The sequence below is a fragment of the Cupriavidus sp. GW823-FHT07A04 genome, assembly GCF_058794615.1.
The window spans coordinates 58,321-71,828 of record NZ_JBXAHA010000029.1; the positions used below are offsets into that span (position 1 = coordinate 58,321).

Consider the following 13,508-nt stretch of genomic DNA (forward strand, 5'->3'; position numbering starts at 1 on the left):
GCGGTGTTGATCGTTTCCCCGGGCCCGGCATCGCCGCGTGGCTCCAGCGGTGCTTGGCGCTGGAGCGGCGCGCTGCAATGACGGGCCACTGCTCCGGCTAACGGCCAATCTTTGGGGAAATTTAGCGGCAACGCGGCAAAGGACTGACGAATTCGCGCCCCACCCCATTAAAGTGCGGAATCAGGCAGGCCGGCGGGGCGGCTGGCGTGCGCGATACCGGACTCCCCGCCGCCATGCTCTTCCACATGCCCGCCAAACCCAAAGCGCATGGCCGAGAGCAGCCGCTCGCCATAGGTGTGATCCTGCCGCGAGCGGAACCGCGCAAACAACGCGCTGGCTAGCACCGGCACCGGCACGGCCTGCTCGACAGCCGCGTCGATCGTCCAGCGCCCCTCCCCGCTGTCAGCGACTTCGCCAGAGAAACGCGAGAGCTTGACGTCGCTGGCAAGCGCCTGCGCGGTGAGATCGAGCAGCCACGAGGACACCACGCTGCCGCGCCGCCACACTTCGGCGATATCCGCCAGGTCGAGCTGGAAGCGCTCAGCCTCGGGCAAGCTTTCGGCGGCCTTGGTCTTGAGGATGTCGAAACCCTCGGCATAGGCCTGCATCAGGCCGTACTCGATGCCGTTGTGGACCATCTTCACAAAGTGGCCCGCGCCCGCCGGCCCGGCGTGGATATAGCCGCGCTCGGCGCGGTCGTTCGCGGGGTTGCGCCCCGGCGTGCGCGGTATGTCGCCATAGCCTGGCGCCAGCGTATCGAACAGCGGATCGAGCCGGCCGACGACCTCCTGCTTGCCGCCGATCATCAGGCAATAGCCGCGCTCCAGGCCCCAGACCCCGCCCGAGGTGCCTACGTCCACATAATGCAACTGGCGCGCCGCCAGCTCGCCAGCGCGCCGGATATCGTCCTTGTAGAAGGTGTTGCCGCCGTCGATGATGACGTCGCCGGGCTCGAGCAGGTCCGCCAGCGCCGCGATCATCTGCTCGGTGGTGTCGCCTGCCGGCAACATGACCCAGATCGCGCGCGGGGCGGCCAGCTTGCCAACCAGCGCCTCGATGCTGGTGACGCCGACGGCACCGTCCGCCGCCAGGGCCTGCACCTTGTCGGCGCTACGGTTGTACACCACCACCTCATGCTGCGCGCGCAGCAGCCGCCTTGCGATGTTCGCGCCCATGCGCCCGAGCCCTATGATTCCGAGTTGCATATCCGGTCCTCTCACTGAGTCATTGGTGATGAAACTGGTGGCGAACCCTGCTGCCACGAGGCATTGTCTACCTCTCCGAGCGCACTTGCACAGGCCTCGCTGCCCTCGTGAACGTGCCACTTAGCGCACTTCAGCCAGGCCTGCCCCGCGTTCGGGCGCACTCGGGGGGCTAAATTCCGCAACCCGGATTTACACCAACTAAACAGCCGCTTAAAATTGCCCAGCCAGCAGCGGCGGACTTGCATACGACCGGGCGGCTCCGATTTCACCGGCCAGCTTCTGGGGACACAGGCCGGCTAACCGCCCCCTAGCCATGTCCCTGCTCATGCTGACAGCCCACCGCCTGCGCCCCGCCGTATCGACCCGCCGCCTCGAGTAGCGCCCGCATCACTCCTTCGCTACCCGCTTCGCATTCGCCCCAAGACCGCACTCTCCCGCGCGCCCAAAGCATGGCGCGCCACGGTTCGTTGTCCGGGCTCTGCGCTTTCAGCGCCAAGACACTCGCCTTCGCATCGCCATGTCCGCAAACAGCACGACCCTCGCCGCCCCGGAATCCGGGGAACATCAGCAAGGCAGCATCAACCGGCGCATCGTCGCCATCGTCTTCTTCAACTTCATTGCCTACCTGACGGTCGGCCTGCCGCTGGCGGTGGTGCCCGGCTTCGTCCACGGCGATCTTGGTTATGGCACGGTCGTGGCCGGGCTGGCGGTCAGCATCCAGTACCTGGCCACGCTGCTGAGCCGCGCCTACGCCGGCAACCTGTGCGACCTGCAGGGTCCCAAGAAATCCGTCACGCTCGGGCTCACGCTGGTTGCCGCCAGCGGGTTGTTGGCCGTGGTGTCCAGCCTGTTCGTGTCGATCGGCTGGCTTAGCCTGGCGTGGCTGTTCGCCGGCCGGCTGATGCTGGGCGCGGGCGAGAGCCTGGTGACCACCGGCACCATTGCCTGGGGCATCGGCGACGTGGGCGCCCGCCATACCGGCAAGGTGATCTCGTGGAATGGCATGACCACCTACGGCGCGCTGGCGCTGGGCGCGCCGGTTGGCGTGCTGCTGGATGCGCGCTGGGGCTTTGCCTCGCTGGGCATCGTCACCACCGTCATGGCCCTGGCCGCGTTCACGCTGGCCCGGCGCAAGGCAGCGGTGCCCACGGTAAAGGGCGCGCGCATGCCGTTTCGCACCGTGTTCCGCCACATGACGCCGTTTGGCCTGTGCCTGGCGCTGGGCTCGGTGGGCTTTGGCGCCATCACGGCCTTTGTCACGCTGTACTACGCCAGCCACGGCTGGGACCATGCCGCGCTGGCGCTGACCAGCCTGGGCGTGAGCTTTGTGGTGGCGCGCCTGCTGCTGGCCGATAGCATCGGCCGCTTTGGCGGCTATCGGGTGGCGCTGTGCTCGTTTGCCGTGGAAGCCGCCGGCCTGGCCCTGATCTGGCTTGCGCCGACACCCGCGCAGGCGCTGATCGGCGCCGCCGTCACCGGCTTTGGCTTTGCCTTGGTGTTCCCGTCGCTGGGCATGGAGGCGGTCAAGCTGGTGCCCCAGAGCAACCGCGGCTCGGCGCTTGGCGCCTATGCGCTGTTCCTGGACCTGGCGCTGGGGCTGACCGGCCCGGCGGCCGGCGTGATCGCCAGCCATGCAGGCTATGGCTCGGTGTTCCTGTTCTCGGCCGCGGCGGCGCTGGGCGGGCTGGGCCTGAGCCAGGTGCTGGCGGCGCGGTCGCGGCGCGCTGCCGTGCCGGCGCCGACGCCGACGCACTGACTATCGCAACGCGCCAATCTCGCGGCACGCCAGATGAGGCCGCGAGATATTCCGATGCGATGAATTGATTCGGGAATTTCTTGATCTATTTTCAGACTTGTCCGATTGATTTTCAGGCAATCTACATGCATTCAACCTTCAAGATCGATTAATCGCAGGCATCCGCCGTTTTGTGCTTGACCCATTCAACTTGCGCCGCTACAGTACGCGGGTTCTTAATTCCAGGGCTACCCAGTGAGCACTTGTTCCGACGACAGTAGTCGATCCAGGATCGGCACCTCCGCCTGACTGGCCACGGTATCCCTAGCGACCGTGCCCCGCTTGCGGCACGGTGCTTTCGAGGCCAGACGTCCTGTCCCGCCTCTCTTCTTGAATACGGCTTCATTCTTCTGATCGCGCCTGCGTTGCAGCACGCCGCTGCCTGCGCTTGCCCGCGATTTGCACAAGACTCACCGGTGCTTCCTGCTCAATACGGGAGTTCTCATGGTGTGGCACGAATTTGCCCTGCGCTTGCTCGAAGCGCTGGCGCTGGGCGCTTGCATCGGTACCGAACGGCAGCTGCGCCAGCGCATGGCAGGGCTGCGCACAAACGCGCTGGTCGCCGCCGGCGCGGCCTTGTTTGTTTCGGTTTCCGCCTTTACGTTTGACCCGCAGGGGCATGCGCGCATTGCCGCGCAGGTCGTCTCGGGCATTGGCTTTCTCGGCGCCGGCGTGATCATGCGCGACGGCCTGAACGTGCGCGGCCTGAATACCGCTGCCACGCTGTGGTGCTCCGCCGCCGTCGGCGTGCTTGCCGGCCTTGGCCATGCGCTGGAAGCCGCTATCGGCACCGCCTGCATCCTGTGCGCCAACTTTGGCCTGCGCATGCTGGGCCAGCGCATCAATCGCAACGGCACGGCCACCGCACCGGAAGTGGAGATGGTTTATCGCATCACCACGGTATGCACCGCCCAGGAAGAAATCCGTGTGCGCGGCTTGCTGCTGCATGCACTGACCGAAATGCCCGCCCTGCTGCTGCAGTCGCTGCACAGCGAGGACACCGCCGCTGGCGGACACATCGAAGTCCGCGCCGATGTGCTGGCCGCGCCCGGCCATGAAGGCAAGCTGGAGCAGATCGTCAGCCGCATCAGCATGGAAAAGAGCGTTTCCCTCGTGCGCTGGGCCATTCCGGCCGGCGCGCTCGAATAACCCCAAGGAGAAGGAAAGGAGCTGGATATGCGTTTGTTCAACTGGATGCTCCCCCAGGCCCCCAACCGCCGCGCCGCCCAGGCGAGCCGCGGCACAGCCGCCCAGCTGTTCCAGGTGGTGCTGCTCTGCAAGGATGACTATGGCGCCCGGTTGGAGCGGCAGATCCGCCAGGAGCTGGCCGCGCGCGACCTCTCGCTGCAGCGCCTGCGCACCCGGCAGTGCGAGCGCCGCGAGCTGGTCGAGATGCGTGTGCTGGTGCATTGCCAGCCGGGCGGCAGGCCCGGCATGGTCAAGCTGGTGCAGCGCCTTGGCCTGGAGCCGCTGGTTCGCGCCGTGCGCTGGGAAACCGTGCCGCAGCCCGAGCGCGCGTTAGCCGCGGCCTGAGCGCAAGGCCCGCCCGCCAAGATCCACCCTGATTGCCTGAGGAAAAACATGGACCCAGACCCTTCTAGTAGGCAGCGCCGAAGGCACGGCGTGTTCCAGCTGGCCTGATTCCGCGCCCGGCATCCTGCCGGTGCCGCGGCACCGGCTACCTGGACCCGCCAGGCTCCCATTGCGTTTCGCGCCGTCCCGGCCGCGTGCGCGCCGGACCCGCCCCGCCTTCCGCGCCGCCTTCCCCCGTTAGCAAAGCGGGCGCTTTCGCCCATCACCGGTTACCTGCGTGGATTTGCCACCCCGCAGCGCCGGGGATGCGTCACGCCTGTCGAATCCTGTCGTCCGTGAATCCTGAACCTGCGATTCCACCGACGACGCACCGGCAACAAGCGGTGCCCCTGTCCTGGCTGCCGCCACGGCAAGTGCACCGACCGAGGAGAAAAATCCATGCAAACGCCCACCACCCGCCAAAGCTTGCCGCTGCGCCGGCAGCCAGGCCTTGCGCTCGCCGCCGTCTGCGCGGCATGTCTCGCACTGGCCGGCTGCGATGGCGCCAGCCTGTCTGGCGCCATCGCCAACACGCCCAAGCACAGTACCGAACCGGTCCGCGAGGGCAACTTCATCACGGTGCCCGAGGCCTCGCCATTGCGCACGCAGTTGCAGGTGCAGACCCTCGTCGAGCAAGCGCTGGAGCGTCCCATCGAGGTACCGGGCTCGATCGAGCCCGATGCCGCCAAGCTGGTCAAGATCGTGCCGCCAATGCCCGGGCGCATCGTTCGCCTGCACGCTGCCCTGGGCGACACAGTGCGCAAGGGAGACCCGCTCTTCACGCTGGATTCCGCCGAGCTGAGCGCGGCTCAGGGTGAGGCCAGCAAGGCGCGCGCGGCGCTCCTTGAAGCCAAGCTGAACCTGGAGCGCCAACGCACCCTGTTCGACGCGGAAATCGCGGCACGCAAGGACTATGAACAAGCCCAGCTGGCCTACGCGCAAGCCAACAGCGACGCCGTGACCACGGCCGCCCAGCTCGCGCAGCTTGGCGCCGGCACCGCGCCGCAATCGCACCGCCAGTACACCATGCACGCGCCGCTGTCCGGCCGGGTGATCGAGCTCGAAGGCGCGCAGGGCGGCTTCTGGAACGACAACGGCGCACCGGTCATGACGGTGGCCGACCTGTCCACGGTCTACCTCGCGGCCAGCGTGTCGGAGAAAGACATCGCCTCGATCTTCGTCGGCCAGCCCGCCGAGATCCTGCTCAACGCCTACCCCGGCAAGCCCGTGACCGGCAAGGTCCGCTACATCGGCGAGATCCTCGACCCCGACACCCGCACCGTCAAGGTCCGCGTGGCCATCGACAACGCGGACGGACGCTATCGCCCCGGCCTCTTTGCCAAGGTGACCTTCGCGGGCGAAAAGCATGCGGCACTGCTGGTGCCGCCCACCGCGCTGCTGCAAAGCGGGCTCTACACGCGCGTGCTGGTGGAGAAAGCCCCGCTGCGTTTCGAGCCGCGCGTGGTCACCACGGGCGCGCATGCCGACGGGCAAGTCGAGATCCTGGCCGGGCTCAAGGCCGGCGAACGCATCGTCGTGAAAAACGGAGTGCTGCTACATGATTGACCGCCTCGTCACCCTATGCTTCAACCGGCGCGCCATCGTCTGGCTGGTCTTTGCGCTGGTGGCGCTGTACGGCGCCTACAGCTGGAAGCAGCTGCCCGTGGAGGCCTATCCGGACATTGCCGACGTTACGTCGCAGATCGTAACCCAGGTGCCAGGGCTCGGCGCGGAGGAAATCGAGCAGCAGATCACCATTCCGCTGGAGCGCGCGCTGCTGGCCACCCCCGGCATGCATGTGCTGCGCACCCGCAGCCTGTTTGCGCTGTCGCTGATCACCGTGGTATTCGAGGATGGCACCGACGGCTACTGGGCGCGCCAGCGCCTGCAGGAACGGCTGAACGAGGTCGACCTGCCCTACGATGCCAAGCCGGGGCTGGACCCGTACACCTCGCCTACCGGGGAGTTCTACCGCTACACGCTGGAGTCCACGACGCGCGACCTGCGCGAGCTATCCGAGCTGCAAACATGGACCGTGATCCCGCGCCTGAAGAAGGTGCGCGGCGTGGTCGACGTGACCAATTTCGGCGGGCTCACCACGCAGTTCATGCTGGAACTCGACCCGGCGCGGCTGACGCAGTACAACCTGACGCTGACGCAGGTCACCGAGGCGCTCAACGCCAACAACGTCAATGCGGGCGGCAGCGTCATCGACCGCGGCGAACAATCGTACGTGGTGCGTGGCGTGGGCCTGCTGCGCTCGCTCGACGACATGGGCAACGTGGTGGTCACGAGCAAGGACGGCACCCCCGTGCTGGTCAAGGACCTCGGCACGCTGCGCTACGGCAACGTGGAGCGGCGCGGCATCCTGGGCAAGGACGACAACCCCGACACGATCTCCGGCATCACGCTGCTGCTCAAGGATTTCAACGCATCGGAAGCGCTTGCGGGCGTGCACGAGGCGGTGCGGGACCTGAACGACAACCTGCTGCCCAAGGACGTGAAGGTGGTCGCCTACCTCGACCGCACCTCGCTGATTGACGCCACCATGCGCACGGTGGGCTTCACGCTGACCGAAGGCATGCTGCTGGTGGGCATCGTGCTGCTGCTGTTCCTGGGCAGCCCGCGCGCGGCGCTGATCGTGGCGCTGACGATTCCGCTCTCGCTGCTGATCGCCTTTGTCTTCATGTATCACCTGCGCATCCCGGCCAACCTGCTGAGCCTGGGCGCGATCGACTTCGGCATCCTGGTGGATGGCGCGGTGGTGCTGGTGGAGAACATCCTGCGCCGGCGCGAGCAGGACAAGGACCGCGCGCTCACCCCGCGCGACGCCATCGAGGCCACCTTGCAGGTGGCACGGCCGATGTTCTTCGGCATGCTGGTGATCGTTGCGGCCTACCTGCCCTTGTTCTCATTCGAGCGCATCGAGTACAAGCTGTTCTCGCCGATGGCGTTCGCGGTTGGCGCGGCGTTGATCGGCGCCTTGATCGTTGCGCTGGCGCTGGTGCCGGGGCTGGCCTGGATTGCCATGCGCAAGCCGCGCCACGTGTTCCACAACCCTGTGCTGGACTGGCTGGGCGTGCGTTACCGCGCTGCGCTGGAGCGCGGCATTGGCCGCATCCGCTGGGTGGCCGCCAGCTGCGCGCTGGCGCTCGCCTGCGTGCTGGCGCTTGGCGCCACCATCGGCCGCGACTTCCTGCCGTACCTGGATGAAGGCTCGCTGTGGCTGCAGGTGCAGATGCCGCCCGGCATCACCCTGGAGCGCGCCTCCGGCATGGCCAGCGAGCTGCGCCGGGTAACCCGCGAGTTCCCGGAAGTCTCCTACGTGGTGACGCAGACCGGCCGCAACGATGACGGCACCGACTACTGGACGCCCTCGCATATCGAGGCCAGCGTTGGCCTGCATCCGTACAAGACGTGGGCCTCGGGCATGACCAAGCAGCAGCTGATCGACAAGCTGGCGGCGCGCTACGCGCAGATGCCAGGCTACTCGGTGGGCTTCATGCAGCCGATGATCGACGGGGTGCAGGACAAGCTTTCCGGCGCCCATAGCGACCTGGTGGTCAAGGTGTTCGGCGAGAACCTGGGCGACGTGCGCCGCATTGCCGGCGAAGTGGCCACCGCGCTGCGCGGCGTGCCTGGCGCCGCGGATGTGGCAATCGACGTGGAGCCTCCGCTGCCCAACCTGAAGATCGACCTGGACCGCGCCGCCGCCGCACGCTACGGCATCAACGCGGCCGACGTGGCCGAGCTGATCTCCACCGGCATCGGTGGCTCGCCGGTTGGCCAGCTCTATGTGGGTGAGAAGAGCTACGACATGACGGTGCGCTTCCCGCCGGCCATGCGTGCCAGCGCATCTGGCGTGGGCGACCTGATGCTGACCGCGGCCAATGGCGCCAAGGTGCCGCTGGCGCAGGTCGCACGCATCAGCACCGTGTCCGGCGAAAGCGTGATCGTGCGCGAGATGGCACGCCGCCACATCATCGTGCGCCTGAACGTGCGTGACCGCGACCTGTCCGGCTTCCTCAAGGAGGCCCAGCCCGCCATCGAGCGCGCCGTGTCCTACGACCACAAGCGCATCCAGATCGAATGGGGCGGCCAGTTCGAGAACCTGGAACGTGCGCAGGCACGGCTCGCCATCATCCTGCCGATGACGCTGGCGCTGATGTTCGTGCTGCTCTTTGCCGAATTCCGCAACCTGCGCCAGCCGGCGCTTGTGCTGCTGGCGGTGCCCCTGGCCACCATCGGCGGCCTGGCTGCGCTGCATCTGCGCGGCATGACGCTGAACGTATCCAGCGCGGTGGGCTTTATCGCCCTGTTCGGCGTAGCCGTGCTCAACGGCGTGCTGATGATCTCGCAGATCAACCGGCTGCGCGCGCAGAACGGCTTGAGCCTGCGCGAAGCCGTGATCGAAGGCGCGGCAAGCCGCATGCGTCCGGTGCTGATGACCGCCACCGTGGCCGCCATCGGGCTCACACCGGCGATGCTGGCGCGAGGTCTCGGCAGTGATGTGCAGCGGCCGTTGGCCACCGTGGTGGTTGGCGGGCTCTTTACCGCCACCTTGCTGACCCTGCTGTTGCTGCCCGCCCTTTACTACCTGGTTGAAGCCCGCGCGGAGCGTGCGGCGCAAGCGGCCAGGGGGTCGGAAACCGATGCCGAAGGCGACGCGGCGGCAACCAGCGCCGCCGGCCAGGCCTGAGGAGAATCCCATGCAAATCAAAGACAAGAACTTGCTAGCGGCACCCGCCCTGCGCCACCTCTTCCTGGCAACGTCGATGCTGGCGGCATCCGCATCCTGGGCGCAGGACGCGCCCGCCACCGCCACCGCCACCGCCACCGCCACCGCCACCGCCACGGCCCGCGCACCGGTCCGCTTCTCCTCCTATCTCGACACGGTGGAGCGGCAGAACATCGGCCTGTCCGCGCAGCAGGAAACCATCCGCGGCGCCCAAGCCGAGATCTCGATCGCCGGCGTGCGCCCGGACCCGGTGCTCAAGTACGGTCGTGGCAGCATCGAGACCAGCCGTGCGGTGTCGCCCAAGCCGCCGCGCACCCATGAGTTCGAAATCGAGATCCCCATCGAGCTGGGCGGCAAGCGCAGCGCGCGCATCCGCGCCGCCGAGAGCAACCTGCGCCTGACCGAGGCGAACCTGCAGGGCTTCAAGCACACGCTGTACCAGGAATCCGCCACAGCCTTTGTCGAAGCCTGCCGCAGCCGCGAGGCCCTGGTCCGGCAGGAATCAACGCTGTCCGCTCTGTCCAATGTGGTACGCGCCAACGAGATCCGCCGCAAGGCGGGCGACATCGGTGGCCTGGAGCTGTCGCAGTCGCGGGTCGAGCGTGACCGCTTCACCGCCGAGGTGAAATCGGCGCGCGCCGCCGCGCAGGCCGCCATGCAAAAGCTGTCCATCCAGCTTGGCGTGCGCGTGGCCGAGGCCTTCGGCAACGCGCCGCTGGCTTGCGAGTTCCAGCCCTATGATCCTGGCACCGACAGCGGCGCGCTGATCGCCCAGGCGATGGAAGCGCGCGACGAGGTCCGGATCGCCCGCGCCACGCTGGAGAATGCCCGCGACAAGTCGGGACTGGCGCGCGCCAACCGCTGGGTGGATCCCAGCGTGAGCTTCGCGATGACCATGACACCCGGCGTGCGCGGCACCACGGACGACGAGGGCCAGCCCAACGGCGATGCCACGGCGCGCTCGCGCATGCTGGGCGTGTCGGTATCGATTCCGCTGCCCTTGTCGCGGCTGCAGCGCGGCGAGCTGATCCAGGCGGAGTCGGAGGTCACGCAGGCCATGCTGGCCCTGCGCGAGGCCGAGCTGAAAACCGAGGTCGACGTGCGCAACGCGCTCATCGCGTTCCAGGCTGCCCAGGACAACCTGCAACGCTACCGCGACTCGGTGATCGCCGAGGCCGACCGGGTGCTGGACGGCATGCGCCAGTCGTACCGCCAGGGCTCTGCCTCCCTGCTGGAACTGCTCGATGCGCAACGCACCGCGGACGAGACCTACCTCGACTACCTCCAGGCCCAGGCGGACCTGGCGGGCGCCACGGTGGAGCTGCAACTTTCCACCGGCTTGCGGCCCGCGCTTTAACGGCCCGGCGCGCCCCGGCCACGGCCGGGCGCACCAGCTTCGATTGCCTCGTGTCGAAAGACAAAGGAGACCTGCCATGAAAGCCGTCAACCTTGCGCCGCCCGTCCAGCGGTGGCGCCTGTATCGCCTGAGCGTGATCGCGCGGCTTGACGATGCGCCCGCCGTACGCGTGGCCATGCGCTGCGCCGCCAGCGACTGCGGCCAGTACCCGTCCAACGAGCGGCAGATGCCGCTCGGCCTGCCGCCAATCAAGTGCATGCTGAGCTTCGAGATCCGGATGCCGCAAATGCGGGCCGGGCAGTTGCTGGTCACGCTGGAACGCGCCCTGGTGTCCGTGCCCATCATCCTGCTGCGCCTGGAGGTTATGGGCAACCATGCCGAGGCGGCACACGCCCCACGCCTGAAACGGGTGTCTTCGCCCGCGGGCGGCACCAGTTCCCGGGCCGCCGCGACCGCGCCGGCCGAGGTGGGGTGAGGCCCGGCCCATCCCGCCTGAAGGCGCGGCGATGGGCCGCTCAGCCGGCGCGATTGACCGAACTCCGGCGCAAAGCTACGATGGGCGCGGCGGAACCATCATCCCGCACCCTTGCGCCAAGCCCCAGACCAGCTCATGGTGATACCTCACGCGGCGGCCAGCGCCACCGCCACGCCGCCTACCGCCCCCTTGCGGATGGCGCGCATCCTGTTGCCCCAATCCCTGCTCACCGCAAAGCCACTGCTAGCGCTTGTGCTCTGGCTGCTGCTCACCTTGCCCGGTTCATTACCGCTTGCCGCCGGGCAGCTGCAAATCCTTGGCGAGGCCGCCATGATCACCGGCGACGGCACGCCGGCCACCGTCAGCCTGCCTTACTACTGGGACCGGTCCCGTCCCGGCCAGACGGGCGGCGCGCGATTTCTCCTGCGCTTCCCGGATTTGCCAGGCCGCCAGGGCATGGCCGCGCTGTACATCGAGCGGGCCGCCAATAGCTATGAGGTGCGGCTCAACGGCAGCCGCCTTGCCCACGCTGGCAGCCTGTCGGCCCCGGCGTCCTATGCCGGCCAGCAGCCATTGCTGATCCCGGTGCCGGCTGACCTGCTGCGCCCGGAGAACGAGCTGCTTGTCACGATCGCTGCCAGCGCCAGCTCGCGCGGCGGCCTGTCACGCGTGGAGTTTGGTGCGCCGGCACTGGTGGAGGCGCACTACCAGCGGGCGCTCTGGTTCAAGGTCATCGGCCCGATAGTCATCGCAGCGGCCAGCGTGCTGCTGGCGTGCCTGGCGGCGCTGGTGTGGTGGCGGCAGCGGGACCCCCTGTTCGGGTTATATGCCATCGCGGAGCTTGGCTGGTCTTTCGGACTGGCCGAGTACTTCGTTTCCGACGACGCCGGCGCGCCCGATGCATGGCTCGCGCTGGTGCTGGCCGGGCGGGCGGTCTTCATGTACGCGACCGCCAGGTTCGCCATCGTTGTGACCGGCCTGGAGGCGCGCTGGCTGCGCCGCGGGCTGCTGCTCTACCTGAGCATCAAGCTTCCGCTGATCGCGCTGATGGTGACGGCACACAGCACCCGCGCCATGGTGCTGGCCAATGTGGTCGTCAATGTTGCGATGGCGCTGTCGATCGTGGCCGTGCTGGTCCGCGCCGCCGTGACGCGTCCGGAGCGTGAGCGCACGGCGATTGCCGCCGCCCTTGGCCTCACCCTGCTCATCTCGGTGCTGGATTTGATCCATGTCTGGTGGATCGGGGATGCCTACTGGGACTCCTCCGTCACCCGCTACGTGTCGCTGATTTTCAGCCTGACCATGGGATGGCTGCTGGTCGACCGCTACACGCGCGCCACACGCATGCTGGCTGCCCTGAACCAGAAGCTGGACAGCGCGATCTCCCGCAAGGAGCAGGAACTGCATGCGATGTACCGCCACTCCCGCGAGATGGAGCGCGAGCAGGCCACCCTGCAGGAGCGCGGCAGGATCATGCGCGATATCCATGACGGGCTCGGCAGCCAGCTGGTGGGCATGCTCTCCATGCTGCGCTCCGGCAGCCCTTCCACGCACACGTTGCAGCAACAGCTGCAGCATGCGCTGGATGCCCTGAAACTATCCGTCGATGCGTTGCAGGACACCGGCGGCGACCTGGCCACCGTACTCGGCAACCTGCGCTACCGGCTTGGCCCGCGGCTGGAGGCGGCGGGATTGCGGGTGGACTGGCAGGTGGCGCGCCTGCCGGCGCTGCACGACCTGACGCCGCAGCGGGTGCGTGAGCTGCACTACCTGTTGCTGGAGGTGTTTTCCAATGCCATGCAGCATGCCGGCGGCAGCGCTATCCGGGTCTCGGCGCACCATGATGCCGCCCAGCAAGCCCTGGTCATCGAGATCCACGACAACGGCCGCGGCTTTACGCCCGAGGCTGCCGCGCACGGACGGGGATTGGGCAATATGCGCCGGCGTGCCGAGGCCATCGGGGCGGCGCTGGACCTGCGCTCTTCGGCGCAAGGGACGACCGTGCGGCTGACGTTCGCACTGGCGCCGCAGCCACCCGGCTCCGCCGTTTAGCCCCCCGCACCCGTTTGATGTCAACCCGGGCGCGGGTAGCTCCGTTATCGGATTGCCGGAATCAGACCTTGATGTCGATGCTCTGGCCAAGGTGAGGGGGATTGCTGGCCGGGACGCTGACTTGCGGCATCGAGCCCAGCAGGGTTGCCACGCTCTGCGCCTGCAGGTCCAGCGACTTGCGCAGCATCATGGTGGGCACGGGATCGCCGCCCGAGTTGCTAGCCGCACTGACGAGGGAAATATCCATTGAACGGTTTTCCAGGTTGAGATTGAGGTTGAGGTTGAGATTGAAGCTACGTTCGAAGCTACGGTTG

The 13,508-nt window shown here is 67.6% G+C and carries 10 protein-coding genes; 8 read left to right on the top strand and 2 right to left on the bottom strand.

Annotated features, from left to right (window positions below):
* Nucleotides 1-167: 167 nt before the first annotated feature.
* Complete coding sequence (gene gnd, locus AC1Q7Q_RS36400; protein ID WP_492376663.1) at nt 168-1,205, bottom strand: phosphogluconate dehydrogenase (NAD(+)-dependent, decarboxylating); 1,038 nt, start codon at nt 1,203-1,205, stop codon at nt 168-170.
* A gap of 517 nt (nt 1,206-1,722) precedes the next feature.
* On the opposite strand from gnd, the gene AC1Q7Q_RS36405 reads away from it, so the two are divergent.
* The 8 genes from AC1Q7Q_RS36405 (at nt 1,723) to AC1Q7Q_RS36440 (ending at nt 13,194) form a co-directional block, all read left to right on the top strand.
* Nucleotides 1,723-2,961 carry an MFS transporter gene (locus tag AC1Q7Q_RS36405; RefSeq protein ID WP_492376662.1) on the top strand — a complete coding sequence of 413 codons (1,239 nt, stop codon included), beginning with the start codon at nt 1,723-1,725 and terminating at the stop codon, nt 2,959-2,961.
* A gap of 486 nt (nt 2,962-3,447) precedes the next feature.
* On the top strand, nt 3,448-4,149 hold the full coding sequence (locus AC1Q7Q_RS36410; RefSeq protein ID WP_463322600.1) for an MgtC/SapB family protein: 702 nt from the start codon (nt 3,448-3,450) through the stop codon (nt 4,147-4,149).
* A gap of 27 nt (nt 4,150-4,176) precedes the next feature.
* Nucleotides 4,177-4,533, top strand: a complete 357-nt coding sequence (locus tag AC1Q7Q_RS36415) for a hypothetical protein (protein ID WP_492376661.1) — start codon at nt 4,177-4,179, stop codon at nt 4,531-4,533.
* Nucleotides 4,534-4,971: 438 nt separating this feature from the next.
* Nucleotides 4,972-6,138, top strand: coding sequence for an efflux RND transporter periplasmic adaptor subunit (locus AC1Q7Q_RS36420; RefSeq protein ID WP_492376660.1), 1,167 nt, complete (start codon nt 4,972-4,974; stop codon nt 6,136-6,138).
* Nucleotides 6,131-9,271, top strand: a complete 3,141-nt coding sequence (locus AC1Q7Q_RS36425; protein WP_492376659.1) for an efflux RND transporter permease subunit — start codon at nt 6,131-6,133, stop codon at nt 9,269-9,271. Before AC1Q7Q_RS36420 ends, AC1Q7Q_RS36425 begins: the two co-directional genes overlap by 8 nt.
* 10 nt (nt 9,272-9,281) lie before the next feature.
* Nucleotides 9,282-10,667 (top strand): TolC family protein, encoded by a 1,386-nt coding sequence (locus AC1Q7Q_RS36430; RefSeq protein ID WP_492387275.1) that lies wholly within the window; start codon nt 9,282-9,284, stop codon nt 10,665-10,667.
* A gap of 76 nt (nt 10,668-10,743) precedes the next feature.
* A complete protein-coding gene (locus AC1Q7Q_RS36435; RefSeq protein WP_492376770.1) occupies nt 10,744-11,142 on the top strand; it encodes a hypothetical protein in 399 nt (132 codons plus the stop codon).
* Nucleotides 11,143-11,277: 135 nt separating this feature from the next.
* Nucleotides 11,278-13,194 carry a sensor histidine kinase gene (locus AC1Q7Q_RS36440; protein WP_492376769.1) on the top strand — a complete coding sequence of 639 codons (1,917 nt, stop codon included), beginning with the start codon at nt 11,278-11,280 and terminating at the stop codon, nt 13,192-13,194.
* A 61-nt stretch (nt 13,195-13,255) separates the two neighbouring features.
* On the opposite strand, the gene AC1Q7Q_RS36445 is transcribed toward AC1Q7Q_RS36440, so the two are convergent.
* Complete coding sequence (locus tag AC1Q7Q_RS36445) at nt 13,256-13,441, bottom strand: YjfB family protein (protein ID WP_492387276.1); 186 nt, start codon at nt 13,439-13,441, stop codon at nt 13,256-13,258.
* Nucleotides 13,442-13,508: the final 67 nt, after the last annotated feature.

Excerpts from the sequence above, each read along its gene's own strand:
- gnd (WP_492376663.1), bottom strand. The coding sequence starts at position 1,205 with ATGCAACTCGGAATCATAGGGCTCGGGCGCATGGGCGCGAACATCGCA.
- AC1Q7Q_RS36405 (WP_492376662.1), top strand. The coding sequence starts at position 1,723 with ATGTCCGCAAACAGCACGACCCTCGCCGCCCCGGAATCCGGGGAACAT.
- AC1Q7Q_RS36415 (WP_492376661.1), top strand. The coding sequence starts at position 4,177 with ATGCGTTTGTTCAACTGGATGCTCCCCCAGGCCCCCAACCGCCGCGCC.
- AC1Q7Q_RS36420 (WP_492376660.1), top strand. The coding sequence starts at position 4,972 with ATGCAAACGCCCACCACCCGCCAAAGCTTGCCGCTGCGCCGGCAGCCA.
- AC1Q7Q_RS36425 (WP_492376659.1), top strand. The coding sequence starts at position 6,131 with ATGATTGACCGCCTCGTCACCCTATGCTTCAACCGGCGCGCCATCGTC.
- AC1Q7Q_RS36430 (WP_492387275.1), top strand. The coding sequence starts at position 9,282 with ATGCAAATCAAAGACAAGAACTTGCTAGCGGCACCCGCCCTGCGCCAC.
- AC1Q7Q_RS36435 (WP_492376770.1), top strand. The coding sequence starts at position 10,744 with ATGAAAGCCGTCAACCTTGCGCCGCCCGTCCAGCGGTGGCGCCTGTAT.
- AC1Q7Q_RS36440 (WP_492376769.1), top strand. The coding sequence starts at position 11,278 with ATGGTGATACCTCACGCGGCGGCCAGCGCCACCGCCACGCCGCCTACC.
- AC1Q7Q_RS36445 (WP_492387276.1), bottom strand. The coding sequence starts at position 13,441 with ATGGATATTTCCCTCGTCAGTGCGGCTAGCAACTCGGGCGGCGATCCC.